At 44.7% G+C, this 15,979-nt stretch carries 13 protein-coding genes; 8 read left to right on the top strand and 5 right to left on the bottom strand.

The window, feature by feature from the left end; translation table 11 throughout:
- Nucleotides 1–202: 202 nt before the first annotated feature.
- Entirely contained in the window at nt 203–562 is a 360-nt protein-coding gene (locus MHN09_RS19095; RefSeq protein ID WP_187446658.1) for a HopJ type III effector protein, read from the top strand.
- 63 nt (nt 563–625) lie between these two features.
- On the opposite strand, the gene MHN09_RS19090 is transcribed toward MHN09_RS19095, so the two are convergent.
- The 3 genes from MHN09_RS19090 to MHN09_RS19080 form a co-directional block, all read right to left on the bottom strand.
- Complete coding sequence (locus MHN09_RS19090) at nt 626–1,861, bottom strand: retropepsin-like aspartic protease (RefSeq protein WP_049587749.1); 1,236 nt, start codon at nt 1,859–1,861, stop codon at nt 626–628.
- Nucleotides 1,858–2,307, bottom strand: a complete 450-nt coding sequence (locus tag MHN09_RS19085; protein WP_039225244.1) for a thioesterase family protein — start codon at nt 2,305–2,307, stop codon at nt 1,858–1,860. The genes MHN09_RS19090 and MHN09_RS19085 overlap by 4 nt, the downstream gene beginning before the upstream one ends.
- 64 nt (nt 2,308–2,371) lie before the next feature.
- Nucleotides 2,372–3,082 (bottom strand): hypothetical protein, encoded by a 711-nt coding sequence (locus tag MHN09_RS19080; RefSeq protein WP_049587753.1) that lies wholly within the window; start codon nt 3,080–3,082, stop codon nt 2,372–2,374.
- A 154-nt stretch (nt 3,083–3,236) separates the two neighbouring features.
- On the opposite strand from MHN09_RS19080, the gene MHN09_RS19075 reads away from it, so the two are divergent.
- From MHN09_RS19075 to MHN09_RS19060, 4 genes are all read left to right on the top strand, one after another.
- Entirely contained in the window at nt 3,237–3,959 is a 723-nt protein-coding gene (locus MHN09_RS19075; protein ID WP_049587755.1) for an elongation factor P hydroxylase, read from the top strand.
- 13 nt (nt 3,960–3,972) lie between these two features.
- Nucleotides 3,973–5,136 carry an ATP-NAD kinase family protein gene (locus tag MHN09_RS19070; RefSeq protein ID WP_049587757.1) on the top strand — a complete coding sequence of 388 codons (1,164 nt, stop codon included), beginning with the start codon at nt 3,973–3,975 and terminating at the stop codon, nt 5,134–5,136.
- Nucleotides 5,137–5,232: 96 nt separating this feature from the next.
- Entirely contained in the window at nt 5,233–5,526 is a 294-nt protein-coding gene (locus MHN09_RS19065; protein ID WP_014949976.1) for a YfcL family protein, read from the top strand.
- A 204-nt stretch (nt 5,527–5,730) separates the two neighbouring features.
- Complete coding sequence (locus tag MHN09_RS19060; RefSeq protein ID WP_239241718.1) at nt 5,731–8,484, top strand: pitrilysin family protein; 2,754 nt, start codon at nt 5,731–5,733, stop codon at nt 8,482–8,484.
- A 62-nt stretch (nt 8,485–8,546) separates the two neighbouring features.
- Here MHN09_RS19060 and MHN09_RS19055 read toward each other — a convergent pair whose 3' ends face one another.
- Entirely contained in the window at nt 8,547–8,888 is a 342-nt protein-coding gene (locus tag MHN09_RS19055) for a carboxymuconolactone decarboxylase family protein (RefSeq protein ID WP_187446662.1), read from the bottom strand.
- 270 nt (nt 8,889–9,158) lie between these two features.
- Here MHN09_RS19055 and MHN09_RS19050 point away from each other — a divergent pair, with 270 nt between their 5' ends.
- The 3 genes from MHN09_RS19050 to MHN09_RS19040 all read left to right on the top strand — a co-directional run bounded on the left by MHN09_RS19050 (nt 9,159) and on the right by MHN09_RS19040 (nt 15,415).
- On the top strand, nt 9,159–13,397 hold the full coding sequence (locus tag MHN09_RS19050; RefSeq protein WP_239241717.1) for a hybrid sensor histidine kinase/response regulator: 4,239 nt from the start codon (nt 9,159–9,161) through the stop codon (nt 13,395–13,397).
- 67 nt (nt 13,398–13,464) lie between these two features.
- Nucleotides 13,465–14,772 carry a TIGR00366 family protein gene (locus MHN09_RS19045; protein ID WP_239241716.1) on the top strand — a complete coding sequence of 436 codons (1,308 nt, stop codon included), beginning with the start codon at nt 13,465–13,467 and terminating at the stop codon, nt 14,770–14,772.
- A gap of 85 nt (nt 14,773–14,857) precedes the next feature.
- A complete protein-coding gene (locus tag MHN09_RS19040) occupies nt 14,858–15,415 on the top strand; it encodes an isochorismatase family protein (RefSeq protein ID WP_239241715.1) in 558 nt (185 codons plus the stop codon).
- Nucleotides 15,416–15,447: 32 nt separating this feature from the next.
- Here the strand turns inward: MHN09_RS19040 and MHN09_RS19035 are convergent, their stop codons facing one another.
- Nucleotides 15,448–15,888, bottom strand: coding sequence for an isochorismatase family protein (locus MHN09_RS19035; RefSeq protein WP_239241714.1), 441 nt, complete (start codon nt 15,886–15,888; stop codon nt 15,448–15,450).
- Nucleotides 15,889–15,979: the final 91 nt, after the last annotated feature.

The raw sequence follows: 15,979 nt of genomic DNA, 5'->3' as shown, positions 1-15,979 counted from the left end.
GTCCATAAAAAAATCCGATATCAGTTACCTGATACCGGATTTTGAAGCCTTAAAAAGATCGGTCAACCGATCATTAAATTCTTAACTGATCGGCATTACCTCATGGAGAGGCGCTTTTTTTGTATATATTAAAACTGAACCTGTTGTGGACTTTTGTAAAGACATAGACCTGTTATTATCGTTTTCTTTTTTTGAGATAAACATGGCATACAGCAGCACCCAAGACTTAGTTCAAGCAGTCACTAATTCCCCAGATACTATCGAATTTAACGACGTTATCACGCTCGTTGATAGCGCGTTTGTTTTCACGCCCACCGCTTTCACTAATGGTGACGTAAAAAACGAAGCTAATCAGAACAATGGCTCTTGCAAACTGCTCGCACTCGGTCAGCATTTAAACCTAAACCAAGCTCAAACGCTGGCCTTATTTGGACGTTTTTATCGAGAAGATGTACTTAATAACCCTAACGGCGACGACCATGCCAATATCCGCAACTTTATGGAAACGGGCCACGAAAGGGTGGTGTTTGAGACATTTCCTTTAGTTGAATTGCAAAATTAATACATCGCGCTATAGAGGCTAAAAGGCAAGAGGCGCAAAGCTCTCGCCCTTGCGCAGACTGCATTAATCTCGCTCTGTCAAAATCAACTCACTAGACTGGGGCATTATTGCAAAGTCAAACTGACCTAGAACGTTCATTCCCAACAATCCGTCGGCATCGGGTAGAGCGTCTTCGGGCAGCACGATGGCAGAAACATCGTTGAACTCGTAGCCAGCAAAGTAAAATCGGGGTATTTGTACCAGAGGGGCTTCAATGGTTCCTGACGCGGTTCTAATGTTGAAGTTACCAATGAACGTGAGGTTTCGCATACGGCCTAAACGCGCAAAGAGTCGCGATGATATTGCGGTGGTACTGGCACCCGTATCTAAAATCATGGTGGCTTTTTGGTTAAGCGCCTTTACATCAAGGCGATATTGATCGCCAATGCGCTCTAAGGCTACACGGGTTTGATAACGTGCGGCTTCAGCGCCTGTTGGCTCTATTTCACTCTTGTTCGGCGTAGCGTCTGCGTTGGCAATATCGCGCATTTCATAGGCTTTATTGCGAATGATATTAGCGTCTCTGTCGATTGATGGAAGGGCAGCAAGCACGTCTTCCATTAACGTAAGCTTTTGCTGATAAGCGTAAGCTTCAGCCAAATTAAGGGTGTAGTGCCTAGCGTCAGGTATGCGTTGATACAGTGGCTCATTTAATCTGGCAACCAGTTCCCATTGTTCGTCTTGACTTAACTGCGTCTGCGCATGTTGATACAAAGTAGCAATTTTTGCGTCAATAAATGAGAGAGTTTCAGTTGGAAGAGGCAGTTCGGCCAAGTCGTAGTAGTGCACTATGGCCGTTGAGAGAGGCTTGGTTAACTCAATCAGTTCACCCTCTAGCAACAACAGAGATTCGTTGAGCGGGTCATATTTTAAAAGGTTTGTTAATTCAGTGGCGAGGAACGCGTATTGCTCGTTATTGAGTAGGGTAGTCAGTGACTCTAATTGATCTTGATTAACGAGTGATGAAGAGGTGCGCAGATCGTCTAGTTCGTTGGGGGCCGTGTTAGCGCCTGTCATAGGTGAAAAGTTGGCGGGAGAGCGTTCATTGTTGAAGGGCTCAGCTTTTTCGTTTACCTGAGTTTCATCCACCAACTGTGCTTGGGTTTCTAGCTGCTTGTCACTATCTAAACGGTGTTCATAACTGGCCTCTAGTGCATAAGCTTTATCATTGTGCTGCTTTAAACTAAGCCATAGGTAAACGTTTATGCCTAACGACACAATAAGGAAGAGCGAAAGCACTATCGCTAGCCACGTTTTCATTGCGCCACACACGCTTTGCCATAGATGTCCACGAATTGTTTAGGCATTCGCTTTGGGGCGCCAGTATCAAGGCTAACACATACGAATGTGGTCATAGCATCAAATACGGTTTTGTTTCGCTTTGGGCAGATAAATTGAAACTGGCGTTTCAAAGTAAGTTTGCTGTCGCAATGCACTATCCATGTAGCGCATTCTAACGTATCTCCAAGATGTGTTGGCAGGTGGTAGTTTAGCTCGTGGCGCTTAATGACCATGCCACGGTTAAGCGATTGATAATCGGCAAACTGCAAGCCAAGCGCGTTTGAATGGGCCCATGCTAGGCTTTCTAACTGCGACAGGTATGCCACATTATTAACGTGCTGATAGTGATCGATGTGCGTTTCATCAATATGCCACTGCTGCACATAGGGGGCGTCTAACATCCAATTAAGCGTTGGGGTGCTCAAATCTTTTCCTTATTCATATTTTTGCTTTGATCTACTCTGCTTCTTCACGTTCAGGCATTGTGCCTCATACCACAGGCAGGGGATTATCTTCAGGTAACGTTAAATCATCGTTTAACAATAATTGCATTATCGCTTTTTCTCTCACCAATACGGGGTCAATAAAGCTCTGCACGTCACCTATCGCTTTAAACGCATCAAACCCTCGTTCCAAAAATTCATGCAATGCGAGTAATCCTGCTAATTTAGCTGGACGACGGGACAGTGAAATTAACATACCTATACCACGAATTTTTATAACGTCGGCGAGTTGATCGCCCAAATGGGAAATTATGTCGATTTGATGCTTTCTATCCTCAATTCTGCCCACATTACGATACGCCAAAGCGTAGTTATCTCGGTTGATAGGTTCTCCGGGAAAATGGCTTTGTAAGTACTGAGCCATCGCCATATCTAAATCGAACGATAGTGCATTTAACGACAATGCGTCGTCCATAGCGTTCATAGCTTTGTTAGGCAATACTTTTGCGAGCTTCGGAATAACTCGCACTAAATCAGCGTCCCGTTGGCTAAAATCTTTTGGCCCGTACAATTCATCTACAAAAAAAGCCATGGCTTTTTGGTAACGTTTTTGCTGTGCTAAATCGTCGTGCGTGACCAGTAAGCGTTCGCATTGCCAGTGTTGCAATTGATGAATGATAGGCATTACACCCAACTGATTGGCTAAGTCACGAAGGGCGTTGACCCGATGAATATGTTTAATTATCTCTTGCGCCAAATGACAAACTCCCTGTTGAGATAGTGTGGCTAATTCGTTGTTGTAAACCTAGATTGACCTAAGCAAGCGAGCCTTTCAAGTGAGAAGACAAAGTTTTACTGGTATACTCCACCGCCATTGAAATAGCTCTGTTGTGTAGAATTTATTAGCCGCCATGAACATCGCAAGTCATCACGCATTGTTTGCCAAGACTGAAACTAAAAATACCGATACTAAAGGCTCAAACGTTGAAAGCCTAAAAAGTGAATATCCGGGCATGCACCGAGAAACGACTACGGGGTCGGAACACTCAGAAGCAGACGTTGATGTACCTGTGTTAATCGCGTTGTTTAATTCGACATTTGAAGATTTTAATACGCGCTTGGTTTTAGGTGATGACGAACCCATTTACATCCCAGCAGACAGCGCAACACCTTATCATCAAGTCGTGTTTGCTCATGGATTTTTTTCAAGCGCTTTGCATGAAATTGCGCACTGGTGTATTGCGGGTGAAAAGCGTCGACTATTGGAAGATTACGGTTACTGGTATTGCCCAGATGGCCGCGATGCATCACAGCAAGCTGACTTCGAAAAAGTAGAAATTAAGCCCCAGGCCATTGAGTGGGCGTTTACAGAAGCAGCAGGAAGAAAGTTTCAGGTAAGCACGGATAACTTAAACGGCGCTGAGCCCGACAGAGAAGGTTTTACGCGAAACGTAGCCGCTCAGCTTGAACGCTATAAATCTGAGGGCTTTCCGCCTCGGGCTGAACAATTTATTAATGCGCTGTCATCTACGTTTGGTAAAGGTAAGTCGTCTGGTTCATGTAGCAGCATAATAAATAGCACGGTAACAGACACGTCAAAAAATACGCTAACAGCAAATTGGGTGGCGGAATAGGAGTAGATGCCGAATGAATCATACTGATCTTAGCCAATCAACGTTTGACAACAAACCCAAATTCAAACTGGGTGTTGTGGTAAACCCCTTTGCCGGCATAGGCGGAGCACTCGCGCTTAAAGGCAGCGACGGTGCAGAAATTCGCGAAAAAGCACTGGCCATGGGAGCAGAGAAAAAAGCCAACGAAAAAATGGCGAAAGCGCTTAGTATTCTAGAGGCTTTATCTGGGCAATTTACCGTCGTGACAGCATCGGGCGATATGGGTGAAACAATCTGTGAATCTCTGGGTATTCCTTATGAGGTAATCTATACGGCCGATGCCGTGCAAACCGAGGGCGAAGATTCAGAGCGTGCAGCTAAAGCAATGGTGGACGCCAACGTCGACTTACTGCTTTTTGCCGGTGGCGACGGCACAGCCCGTAATATTTGTAGCGTAGTTGGCACACAGGTGCCCGTGCTAGGTGTGCCTGCAGGTTGCAAAATTCACTCTGGCGTTTACTGCGTGTCGCCGTCAGCGGCAGGGCAGGTAGTAAGTCAGATGATCGCAGGCGAGCTTGTGAGTGAAATGGACGCCGAAGTACGTGATATTGACGAAAACGCGTTTCGCGAGGGCAAAGTTATTGCCAAACACTATGGTGAAATGCGCGTACCCGCAGAGCTCACTTATGTTCAAGCAGTAAAAATGGGCGGGAAAGAGGACGAGGCCTTAGTGCTTGACGACATTGCCGCTTATGTTGGTGAAATTATTGACGATGAGCCTGACACCTATTTTGTCATGGGATCCGGCTCCACCGTAGGTGCGGTCATGGACTTTCTTGGCCTAGAAAATACCTTGTTAGGTGTGGATGTGGTTAAACAAGGTGAGCTAATCGCAAGTGACGTTACTGCGAGCGAACTGATTGCGCTGACTCATGACAAGCCCACCAAAGTCATTTTGACGGTGATCGGTGGTCAGGGCCACCTATTAGGGCGCGGAAACCAGCAGCTTAGCCCTGCTTTTATCCGTCAAATTGGCAAGCAGAATATGCTCGTTGTTGCCACTAAACAAAAACTACAGGCATTAAACGGTAAACCGCTTCGCTTAGACTCAAGCGATGCAACGCTAGACGCTGAACTCGCAGGCGCGTTCACGGTTATCACTGGGTATAAAGATAAAGTGCTTTGCCAAGCTGTTTAAAGACGTAGTTTGATACAACACGGCACATGTATAGCCATAAAAAATGAGTTTATCTCGAACTAAGATTTGATATTGAAAAACAGGAAGGAGTAAGACGTGTTACCACCTGCTGCAGCACCAGAAAGTGTCGTTAACGCCATCGCAGATATTGAGGCATCGCTTGATGACGTGGTAAATCACGGTAGTGATGACGAATTGTTTATAGCCAGCTACTTGCAAGGTCACTTTGCAGTAGAGGCTCGCCAGTTAGAAATGCAAGAAGATGCTACGGTTGCGATGCTTAATGATAAAATGCTCGAGAGCCTAAATAGCGCATTCGCCAACAACGAATTAGAAAGTGAAGATGCTAAACAAGTAAAAGCGCTTTGGGCACGGTTAGTCGCAATATAATTGCGACTTTCTTCTCTACTTTTCCCCTAGCAATATTTCTTCGTTCGTCGTTTATCCTCTCTTTTACAATCCGTTACAGTTTTCTACATCGTAACGCTTTATAAACTACCAAATTGATTTATGTTTAGTACTGGCGTAAAGCCGTTTTGTGGTGCCTGGCACATTTTAGTGTTCAGCACAGATAATAAGATTAAGGATGACGAAATGACTGTACTTAAGCATCTCACCAAGCGCTTAAAAGTAAGTGTAGGTGTGCTGGCAGTAAGTAGTACGCTGGTTGGCTCAGCGTTTGCTAAAAACGATATCAATATCGACTACGAAAAATTCACTACCGATAATGGGTTAACGGTAATTGTTCATGAAGACCGCAAGGCCCCAGTGGTTGCCGTTGCGGTTTGGTATAAAGTGGGTTCAAAAGACGAACCAAACGGCAAATCAGGGTTTGCGCACCTATTTGAACACTTAATGTTTAACGGCACGGAGAACTATGACGATGAATGGTTTGGGCCGTTACAAGAAGCTGGGGCAACAGGATTAAACGGTACCACAAACTTTGACCGTACTAACTATTTCCAAACCGTTCCGACACCTGCACTAGATCGTATTCTCTGGATGGAATCTGATCGCATGGGGCACTTGTTAGGTGCGGTAACACAAGAGAAATTAGACGAACAGCGTGGCGTTGTACAAAATGAAAAACGTCAGGGCGAAGACCAGCCTTATGGAAGCGTATTCACGCATATTTTTGAAGGCTTATTTCCCATAGGGCATCCTTACCATCATACGGTGATTGGCTCGATGGAAGATCTTAACTCCGCATCGTTAGACGACGTTAAAGGCTGGTTTAACCAATATTACGGACCGAATAACGCAATACTGGTGCTAAGCGGCGATATTAATGCAGAAGAAGCCAAACCTCTGGTTAACAAGTACTTCGCTGACATTGAGCCGGGCCCAGCACTATCTAAATGGGAAGCATGGGTACCCAAGCGCAATGCAAATACCCGAGAAGTGATTCAAGACAAGGTGCCACAATCGCGCATTTACCGCCTTTGGGTTTCACCTGAAAATACCTCTTCAACCGCAACAGACTTGTTCATTGCCGCGAGTGTCATGGGCGATGGTAAAAACTCACGCCTTTATAAAGAACTGGTGTACGACCAACAAATTGCTACCAATGCCTCGGTGTTTAACTACGAGCTACAAATGGCGTCCATTTTTGGTGTGACGGTTGACGTAAAAGACGGCGTTGACGTTGCGACAGTGGAAAAAGAAATAGATAAAGTCATTAGCGAGTTTTTGCGTAAAGGTCCAAGCAAAGACGAAGTTAAATTGGTGTCGACTAAGCGACGTGCTTCAATTATTCGCGGGCTTGAAGAGGTTGGGGGCTTTGGCGGTAAAGCCGATACGCTTGCTAGTGGTGAGTTCATTGCTGGCGACCCTAACTACTTCAAAACTGAATTGAGTGAGCTAGGACAGGCGACGCCTAAAGGGGTTAAAGCGGCTGCGAATAAATGGCTAAAAGAAGGGTGGCATCAAATCACGGTTGTTCCGTTTATTGAGCACACAGCATCTACCGAAGGCGTTGACCGCAGCTCTGGCTTGCCTTCAATCGATGCAGAGACTCAACTGAGCTTTCCTGAGGTGACAGAAACTACGCTTTCTAACGGTGTAAAGGTAGTATTTGCAAAACGCTCTACGGTTCCATTGGTGAATGTTGCGGTGCAATTCGACGCAGGTTACGCTGCCGATGCGGGTGGCAAGTTAGGACTTGCGAGCTTTACCACACAGATGCTTGACGAAGGCGCGGGAAAATATGATGCGCTGGAGCTTGCGGCAGAGCTTGAGCAGTTAGGTACTGATTTAAACGCTGGCTCAAACCTAGATACCACCACAGTTAGCATGTCAATGTTAACGGAAAACATGGAGCCTTCTTTGGCGCTAATGGGTAATATCTTGAAATCACCAACGTTCAAAAAGGAAGAGATTGAACGTCAACGAGCGCTTATATTAAGTAATATTGCACAGCAAAAAACACGCCCTGTGAGTATTGCGCTGACTCTGCTACCGCCACTTATCTATGGTGATGATCATGCCTATGGTATTCCGTTTACCGGTACCGGAACTGAACAAGACGTACAAGCGATCACGCGAGATGACCTTGTTAACTTTAAAAATACGTGGCTACGCCCAGACAATGCGACAATTTTTGTTGTTGGTGACACCACGTTAGGTGCCATTAAACCCATGCTTGAGAAAGAGTTTGGCAAATGGAAGGTAGAAGGTAGCAAAGGTGCGAAGCAAATTGCTGAAGCGTCAATGCCTGAGCAAGGCCAAGCGATTATTATCGACCGCCCTGGTGCACAACAGTCACTTATTCTGGCTGCACATTTAGCGCCACCAACAGGGGCTGACAATAATATTGCAATTAATGCCATGAATTTAACCTTAGGTGGTGCTTTTACTGCTCGCGTTAATATGAACCTGCGTGAAGATAAAAGCTGGTCTTATGGCGCGTACACCTTCCTGCAAGATGCTAGGGGACAGCGCCCGTTTATGGTTTATGCGCCGGTGCAAACCGATAAAACAGGTCCATCACTGCTTGAGCTTAAGAAAGAGCTTAACGCTTACTTAGGTGAAAAGCCGCCAATGGCGAATGAACTTGAAAGGGCGCGGTTAGACGAAGTTCGCTCTTTGCCAGGTCAATTTGAGACGGCTAACGCGGTATTGTATAGCTTACTGTCGAGTGAAAGATTTAACAGACAATATAGCTACCCAGAGTCTTTGGTCGAGAAATACAACAGCTTGTCTTTAGACGATTTGAGTAACGCGGCGAAAGAAGTGCTGCACCCAGAGAAATTAACCTGGATAATCATCGGAGATGCCGAGAAGATTAAAGCAGAAGTTGAAGCGGCTCAGCTCGGGCCTGTTAGCGTGCAAAGCATGAATTCACTGTAATAAGCGACACTGCAAAGCAAGCGAAAGGGCCGAGAAATTTCTCGGCCCTTTTTTATTCAGAATTATTCGCTAAATTCGTCAAACGCACGCAAAGCATCGGCGGCGTACATAAATGATGGGCCTCCGCCCATGTATACCGACATACCGCACACTTCTTCTATTTCTTCACGGGTAGCACCTAAATGCACTAACGCTTTAGCATGAAAACCTATGCAGCCATCACATCGCGTTGCAATACCAATCGCAAGGGCAATAAGTTCTTTCGTCTTTTTATCCAACGCACCATCGGCGGTCGCCGCCTTGGCCATATCTGAGAACCCCTTCATGACTTCTGGCACGCCTTTTTTAACCTCGGCTAGATATGGATTTAAGTTATCTGTAATTTCTTTATATGACTTCGTCATAGAGTTTCCCTGATGAAAATGTAATAGCCTATTAGGCTTGAACATCTATAGATACTAAGGCTTAATCTAAATAAAGTTCAAAGCAAATCTTATCGTTCAATACGTATCTATTTTAGTCTAAAGTTAATAGTGCGCTATGACGTAAGTCAATAACTGTTAAGGATATTGTACAAATGCGCCTTTTGTAGAATGGTGAGCGGCGGCAACATGTACTAAAGTTAAACAAGTTTAATTAGCAGTTCCATTTTTGATTTGAAGACAACGTCTCTGGTGAACACGACAAAATTTATACTCTCACCCATTCGCGTGTTTGCAGTAGCTCTTCTAAATGTAATCTACATTAGCGTTGCTCTCGCATCTGGTTCGAACAAGTTAATGAATGAATATGCTGTTGAACTTTTAACAGCTGAAGATGGCTTCGTTTCATCAGAAATCTATTCCATAGTCCAAGACCGCCAAGGCTTCCTTTGGTTTGGCACAGCAGAAAATGGCGTAATGCGCTACGACGGTCGCAACGTTAAGCTCTTTGAGTCGAGCAGTGAAGACGACCAAAGCCTTTCTCATAACGATGCCGGTAACTTAATGTTGGATGCAGAGGGCAATATTTGGGTGGGTACGTGGGGCGGTGGTGTCAACCGATACGACCCTACGACCGGTCAGTATGCGCGCTATTTAAATGTGGCTGATGATGTAAATTCTCTGTCATCAAACCGAATTCAGTCACTTTTCCAAGATAACGCAGGTGATATCTGGCTAGGCTCTTACGACAAAGGGCTTAACCGTTTTCTAGGCAATGGGCAATTTCAGCGAGTTCAAAAAATACCAGGAGATAAAAACAGTCTTTCCCATAATCGCATTTGGGACATTATTGATAACGACGCTGATAGCCTTTGGGTAGCAACCAGCTATGGGATAAATTTACTCGATAAAAAGACGCTAAACGCCAAGCATTTCTTGCCTGAACCCAAAAACAAAACTGCGACAGGCGCAAATGAAATACGCAGCTTACTTCGTACATCTTCTCATCAGCTATTTGTCGCTACGCAAAACGGGCCTTTCTTATTCTTTCCAAGTTCCGGTGTTTTTCTGCCTCAAACGACACGAGAAGGTAAACCACTAAGTCAAGTAAACTCTATGATTGAGGATCATGATGGTCAAATATGGTTCGTTACTACCGAGGGGGTGTATCGACATACCGGAGAGGGGAATTACGTTGAAAAGGTTGACTTTGGTTATGAAAATGGCCTTCGCATAATTTTTGAAGACCATACTAAAACCAAATGGATTACCAGTGAGGTTCATGGAATTTTTAAATTTTCCCCTCGCGGTAAAATTAAACAAATCAATAGTGAATTACTAACAGCACCAAGTGGTATCGCACTTGATAATGTAGATGAAAATGAAGATAAAAGTGGCGATGTGCTCATCGTTACGGCAAATGCCGACGTATTCAAATGGAAAGTGAAAGAAGAGCTTTTGCAAAAAGAATACGGCTCGGTATTTAAAGAGTTTAAAGGTTATAAAGAGCGTGGGGTTATAGAAAGACCTATTATAGTTCCGGATCAAGACGGGTTTCTGTGGGTAGCGCAAGATGACTTTGTGGCCAAAGTTGACCGACGTACTAAAGCAATAAGCCGCATTGGATACTCTAAGACTGACAGTAATTATCGCCAGTTTCGTGAGTTCAGAGCACTTGAACTAGATAATGATGGCAACGTTTGGATTGGTACCTATAAGCACGGTATCTACATTTACAACAAGCATTCCAAGGAATTTAAGCATCTCACAACCGAAGACGGTTTAACGCACCCAGAAATTCATAGCTTATACAAAGACGCCAGCGGAAATATGTGGGTTGGCTCGGGCGGAGGTGTGAATTTGTGGTCAGCTGATAGTGAAAGTTTCGCGAACTTTAGTGGCGCAGAGGGCCAGCAGGGAAGTTTGGTCGATAGCATTGTGGAAGATATTCACCAAACAAATGCTGGAGAAATATGGATAGCTACCCAAAGGGGGTTGTACCAGTATTTTGCAGAGTCTAAATCCTTTAAGCATTTTAGTGAAAAGAATGGGCTGCCCACCACCTTAATAAGAGCTATCGCCGATGGTGAGGACGGCAGGCTGTGGCTTACCACCAATAAAGGTGTTTTTCTTTATAATCCCGACACACAAAATGTTATTAGCTACAACAGTACTACAGATTTGGCAGGCAAAAACTTTTACTCAGGTAGTTTAATTAAAGCGAGTGGAAAAACTTTCTTTACGAGTAGTCAGCGGGGAATAGAGTACTTCAAATATAACCAAGAGCAAACTGACGCCGTTAGCGCAAAAATAGTTCTCACCGATTTTAAAAAGATGGGGGAATCAGTAGAGCTTAATAATCCACTGTCCTATGTCACTGATATCGACCTTTCTTATGAAGACTACTTTTTTTCATTAGATTTTGCACTTTTAGATTTTTCAGACCCTAAGCGCGCCCACTTTGCATACAAGTTAGAAGGGTACGATGAGCAGTGGATTGATATTGGAAATCATACTTCGGTGTCGTTTACCAACTTAAACGGGGGGGACTACAGGTTACTCGTAAAAGCCAAGAAACCAAATGGAGAGTGGGGTGATGATCCCCTCTCGTTGAATTTACATGTGGAAGTAGCACCATGGAAAAGCTGGTGGGCATACACTATCTATGGCTTACTTTTGTTAGGTATGGTTGTTTCGGTGATTTACCTGCGCACCCGCTTACAACAAACGGAAATTACAAAACAAAAGCGCTTTGTTCAAACACTAGAGCAGCAGGTATCTGAAAAAACTGCGTCGCTAAAAGCGCAGGCGAACGATTTAAAACAAGCGCTTGAACGTGCTGAAGAGGCCACGAAGTTGAAGTCTGAATTTCTCGCCAATATGAGCCATGAAATTAGGACGCCAATGAACGGAGTTATTGGCATGCTTGAGCTGTTGAAAAAAAGCGACCTAACAGTAGAACAAGGCCAGCGCGTGAGTATTGCTAAAACCAGTGCCAACTCACTGCTTGTGCTTATCAATGACATTCTAGACTTTTCAAAGATAGAAGCGGGTAAGCTTGAATTAGAGTCTTTGGATTTTGACCTAAGGGAACTGGTGGAGAGTGTCGCGCTATCAGTAGCGCACTCAGCACAAGAAAAAGGACTAGAGCTAATCGTTGATGTCTCTGAAATTAGCGAAACAAAGATATATTCAGATCCAAACCGAATTCAACAAATTCTGACTAACCTCTTAAGCAATGCCGTTAAATTCACTGAACAGGGTGAAATTTACATTGCAGCAAAGTTACTTCCAAGTGATGTTGAAAATGAAGCTATGCTTCACTTAACTGTAAAAGATACGGGGATAGGCATCCCGGAATCCAAACTTCTTCATTTGTTCGACGCTTTCACCCAAGTAGACGCGTCTACAACGAGGCGCTTCGGAGGTACTGGACTTGGTTTAAGTATCACAAAGAATTTGTGTCATTTATTGGGTGGTGACATAAGCGTTGCGTCAGAGCTTGGCAAAGGTAGCTGCTTCAACGTTATATGCAAAGTTACGTGCTCGAAGGAAAGCACGAAACTGCAATCTGAACTTGTTAAAGAGAACACGCGTTGCTTAATAGTGGATAACAATGCATCAACAAGACATACCTTGCAAAATCAGCTTGGGCTGTGGGGTGTGAATGCGTCAACTGCATCGTCATTACAAGAGGCTGCCACGCTTTACTTAGCTGATGAGATTAGTGAACAAGGCCCTTTAAGTTTTGATATTTTGTTTTTGGAAAAAGTCGTTGATGACCACGAGCAAGACAATCACTTACTGAACCTTGAGGGTATCGAAAACTTAAGGTTCAGTCGTACTATTCTTATGACCAAATTAGGCGATGTCGATAGCTATAGCGAGTTTAGAGGTCTGCCAATTAACGAATGTCTGCCAAAACCCATAACGACAACAGATTTACTAAGAATACTAGAAAATACGGTAGGCAAACCCGGCACACAAAACGATGTGCATCCAGGGCAGTTGGGTATGGGTACTGCAGACTTTGCAGAGCAACGTCCAAATGAAGGCCTGGCAGAGCAAGAAACTGAAAACCGCCCCCTTACTATAAAAGCACCACGAATTTTGTTAGTTGAAGATAACGTGATAAATCAACTGGTCGCTACTAATGCGCTCGAAAGCGAAGGGTATCAGGTAGATGTGGCGAACAACGGCTTAGAAGCGTTAGATATGTTGAAGAGCCGCAAGCTTGAAGCACAATACAGCGCAATTATTATGGATTGCCAAATGCCAGAAATGGATGGATTTGAAGCAACGAAATGCATCCGCCAAGGAGCGGCAGGAGATATCTATAAAAGTACGCCTATTATTGCGATGACGGCCAATGCCATGCAGAGAGATAAAGATATGTGCATGGCTGCAGGTATGGACGACTTTCTAACAAAGCCTATCGATCACCAAAAAGTAACTTCAACCTTACAGAAGTGGCTAAGCAAAATTAACTAGCCTCTCGCCAACGAGGAAGTAAACGCGTTAATATGCAACAAGTTTTTAACAAGTTGTGAGAGCGTTAATGCTAAATCGTGCATCTAAACCCTTCGTAAAACTCGTCGAAAGATATCTTCCCGACCCTTATATTTTCGTTTTATTGTTAACGCTCATAACGCTTGTCTTTGCAGTGGTCATTCAAGGCCAATCACCACTTACCACAGTTCAACAGTGGGGTGACGGCTTCTGGGGGCTGCTCACATTTTCAATGCAAATGCTCTTGGTACTAGTAACCGGGTTTATGTTGGCATGCACGCCGTTAGTAAAGGCACTGCTTGAAAGGCTTGCGAGCTTAGCAAAAAGCCCTGGGAGCGCCATTGTGCTAGTCACGTTGGTGTCGCTTATCGCAAGCTGGATAAACTGGGGCTTTGGTCTTGTTGTAGGCGCGTTGTTCGCTAAAGCCCTAGCAAGAAAAGTGTCGGTTGATTATCGGTTATTGGTGGCAAGCGCGTACTCAGGCTTTATTGTATGGCATGGCGGTCTAGCGGGCTCCGTGCCCTTAACTATTGCAACGCCGGGTCATTTTTCAGAAGCACAGATTGGCGTAGTTGGCACTGGAGAGACTATTTTCAGTGGGTTTAACTTGCTGTTATTGGCAATCATGTTCGTGATTATTCCTCTTGTTAATCGTTTAATGTTACCGCCTGAATCTGAAAGCATTATTGTCGATAGCGCCAAGCTAAAAGACGACGCTTTGCCTTCGGCAACAAACGAGCGGCCCGCCGACAGACTTGAAAACAGCAAGGTGCTTGGGTTACTGGTAGGCTTTGCAGGGCTTGCTTATCTCACTAACTACTTTGTTTCAGGGGGCGCGCTTAATCTCAATATCGTTAATACGCTATTTCTCTTTCTCGCTATTGTCCTTCACGGTACACCACGCAATGTACTGCACAGCCTGCAGCAAGCCGTTCAGGGCGGTAGTGGTATTGTTATACAGTTCCCATTTTATGCGGGGATCATGGCGGTAATGGTTCAATCAGGATTGGCCCAAACCATGTCAGAATGGCTGATTAGCTTTGCATCTGCAGAGTCGCTGCCAGTATGGAGTTTTATTAGCGCAGGCATTGTTAATATTTTTGTGCCTTCGGGGGGAGGTCAGTGGGCAGTGCAAGCCCCAGTAATCTTGCCGGCTGCCGCTGAACTTGGAGCCGAAATAAATAGAGTTGCCATGGCGGTAGCGTGGGGTGATGCGTGGACCAATTTGATTCAGCCATTTTGGGCGCTACCCGTACTTGCTATAGCCGGCCTGAAAGCCAAAGACATTATGGGCTTTTGCTTAGTTCAGCTTATCGTAACCGGTGTCATTATTTCCTTGGTATTGCGGTTTGTGTGAGGATTTAGAGAGCAATTTAACGCCGTCAAACAAGGCGAATAGAGCCGAAAATGAAGCCACAACTTAAATACAAGCGGTGTGAGTGATGCATTTAGACGAAGAAAAGGTAGGGTTGTTGATCGTAGATGTTCAGGGCGCGCTGGCTCGAAAAGTCAATGATAGCCAGACAATGATCTGCAAAACGGTGAAGTTAATACAGTGTTGTAAATTGCTCAATATTCCCGTAGTTGTACTTGAGCAAAATCCTGATGGCTTGGGGAGAACGGTCCCTGAAATTGAAAGTCATGTCGCAAGCGATCCTCACTTTAAGAAATTTACTTTTAACGCAGTAGCGGGTACTGACCAGTGCTCGTCCGAAATACTGGCGTACATTGGTGAAATGGAATTAAGTCGATGGCTGGTTGTGGGAATTGAAGCGCACGTATGCGTTTATCAAACGGTAACGGGTTTATTGGAAAATAATCACACTGTGGAAGTAATACAGGACTGCATTTCTTCAAGAGAGTCTTCAAATGCTGTGCTCGCCATCCAAAATATGCGTGAGCAGGGCGCACGGATCAGCAGTTTTGAGATGACACTTTTTGGCCTTTTAAAATCATGCCAACATCCAAAATTCCGAGAAGTGTTAGCGCTCATCAAGTAGTCGAACAACGTGATGAGCGAAACAAGTCGGAGCTAAGCGAATGCGGTTTCTATCGATACAATGTCAATACCACGCACTTGCATAGAATCCAGCGCCAATAGATGACCAATGGCGTCACGCGTACAGGTGCAAGGTTCAATGACTTTGGGGGAATACTTGGCAGCAGCTGGTGATAAAGCTGTGTGAGTTACGCAGTTGTGCGTCATCATACCTGCAAGAAGAATTTCATCCACGCCCAATGACTGTAAGGTTTCTTCTAAATTGGTGTTCTCAAAACAATCGGCGTGTTGCTTTGTGATGATGGGCGCATCCGGGGCAGCGGCTATCACCTCTTTATGAATTTCAGCGCCATGAGATCCTTCATAGAAAAACAACCCTTCTCCGGCCTCAACAGGCACAAGGTGCTGTATGTGAATAATCGGAATGCTCTTTTCCTTTGCAATAGCCATCGCTTTAAGTGTTTCTTCCGACATTCCGCATCAAATTCAGGAATAAATCTCTTGGTATAATGTGCCAAGTACATCAATGATCACCTGCTGGCGCTCCTGTTTGTCTGTGATTACG

This window comes from Alteromonas sp. MmMcT2-5, from assembly GCF_022348315.1.
In the GTDB taxonomy this organism is placed as follows: Bacteria; Pseudomonadota; Gammaproteobacteria; order Enterobacterales; family Alteromonadaceae; genus Alteromonas; species Alteromonas macleodii.
This window is presented reverse-complemented; position numbering and strand designations above follow the sequence as displayed.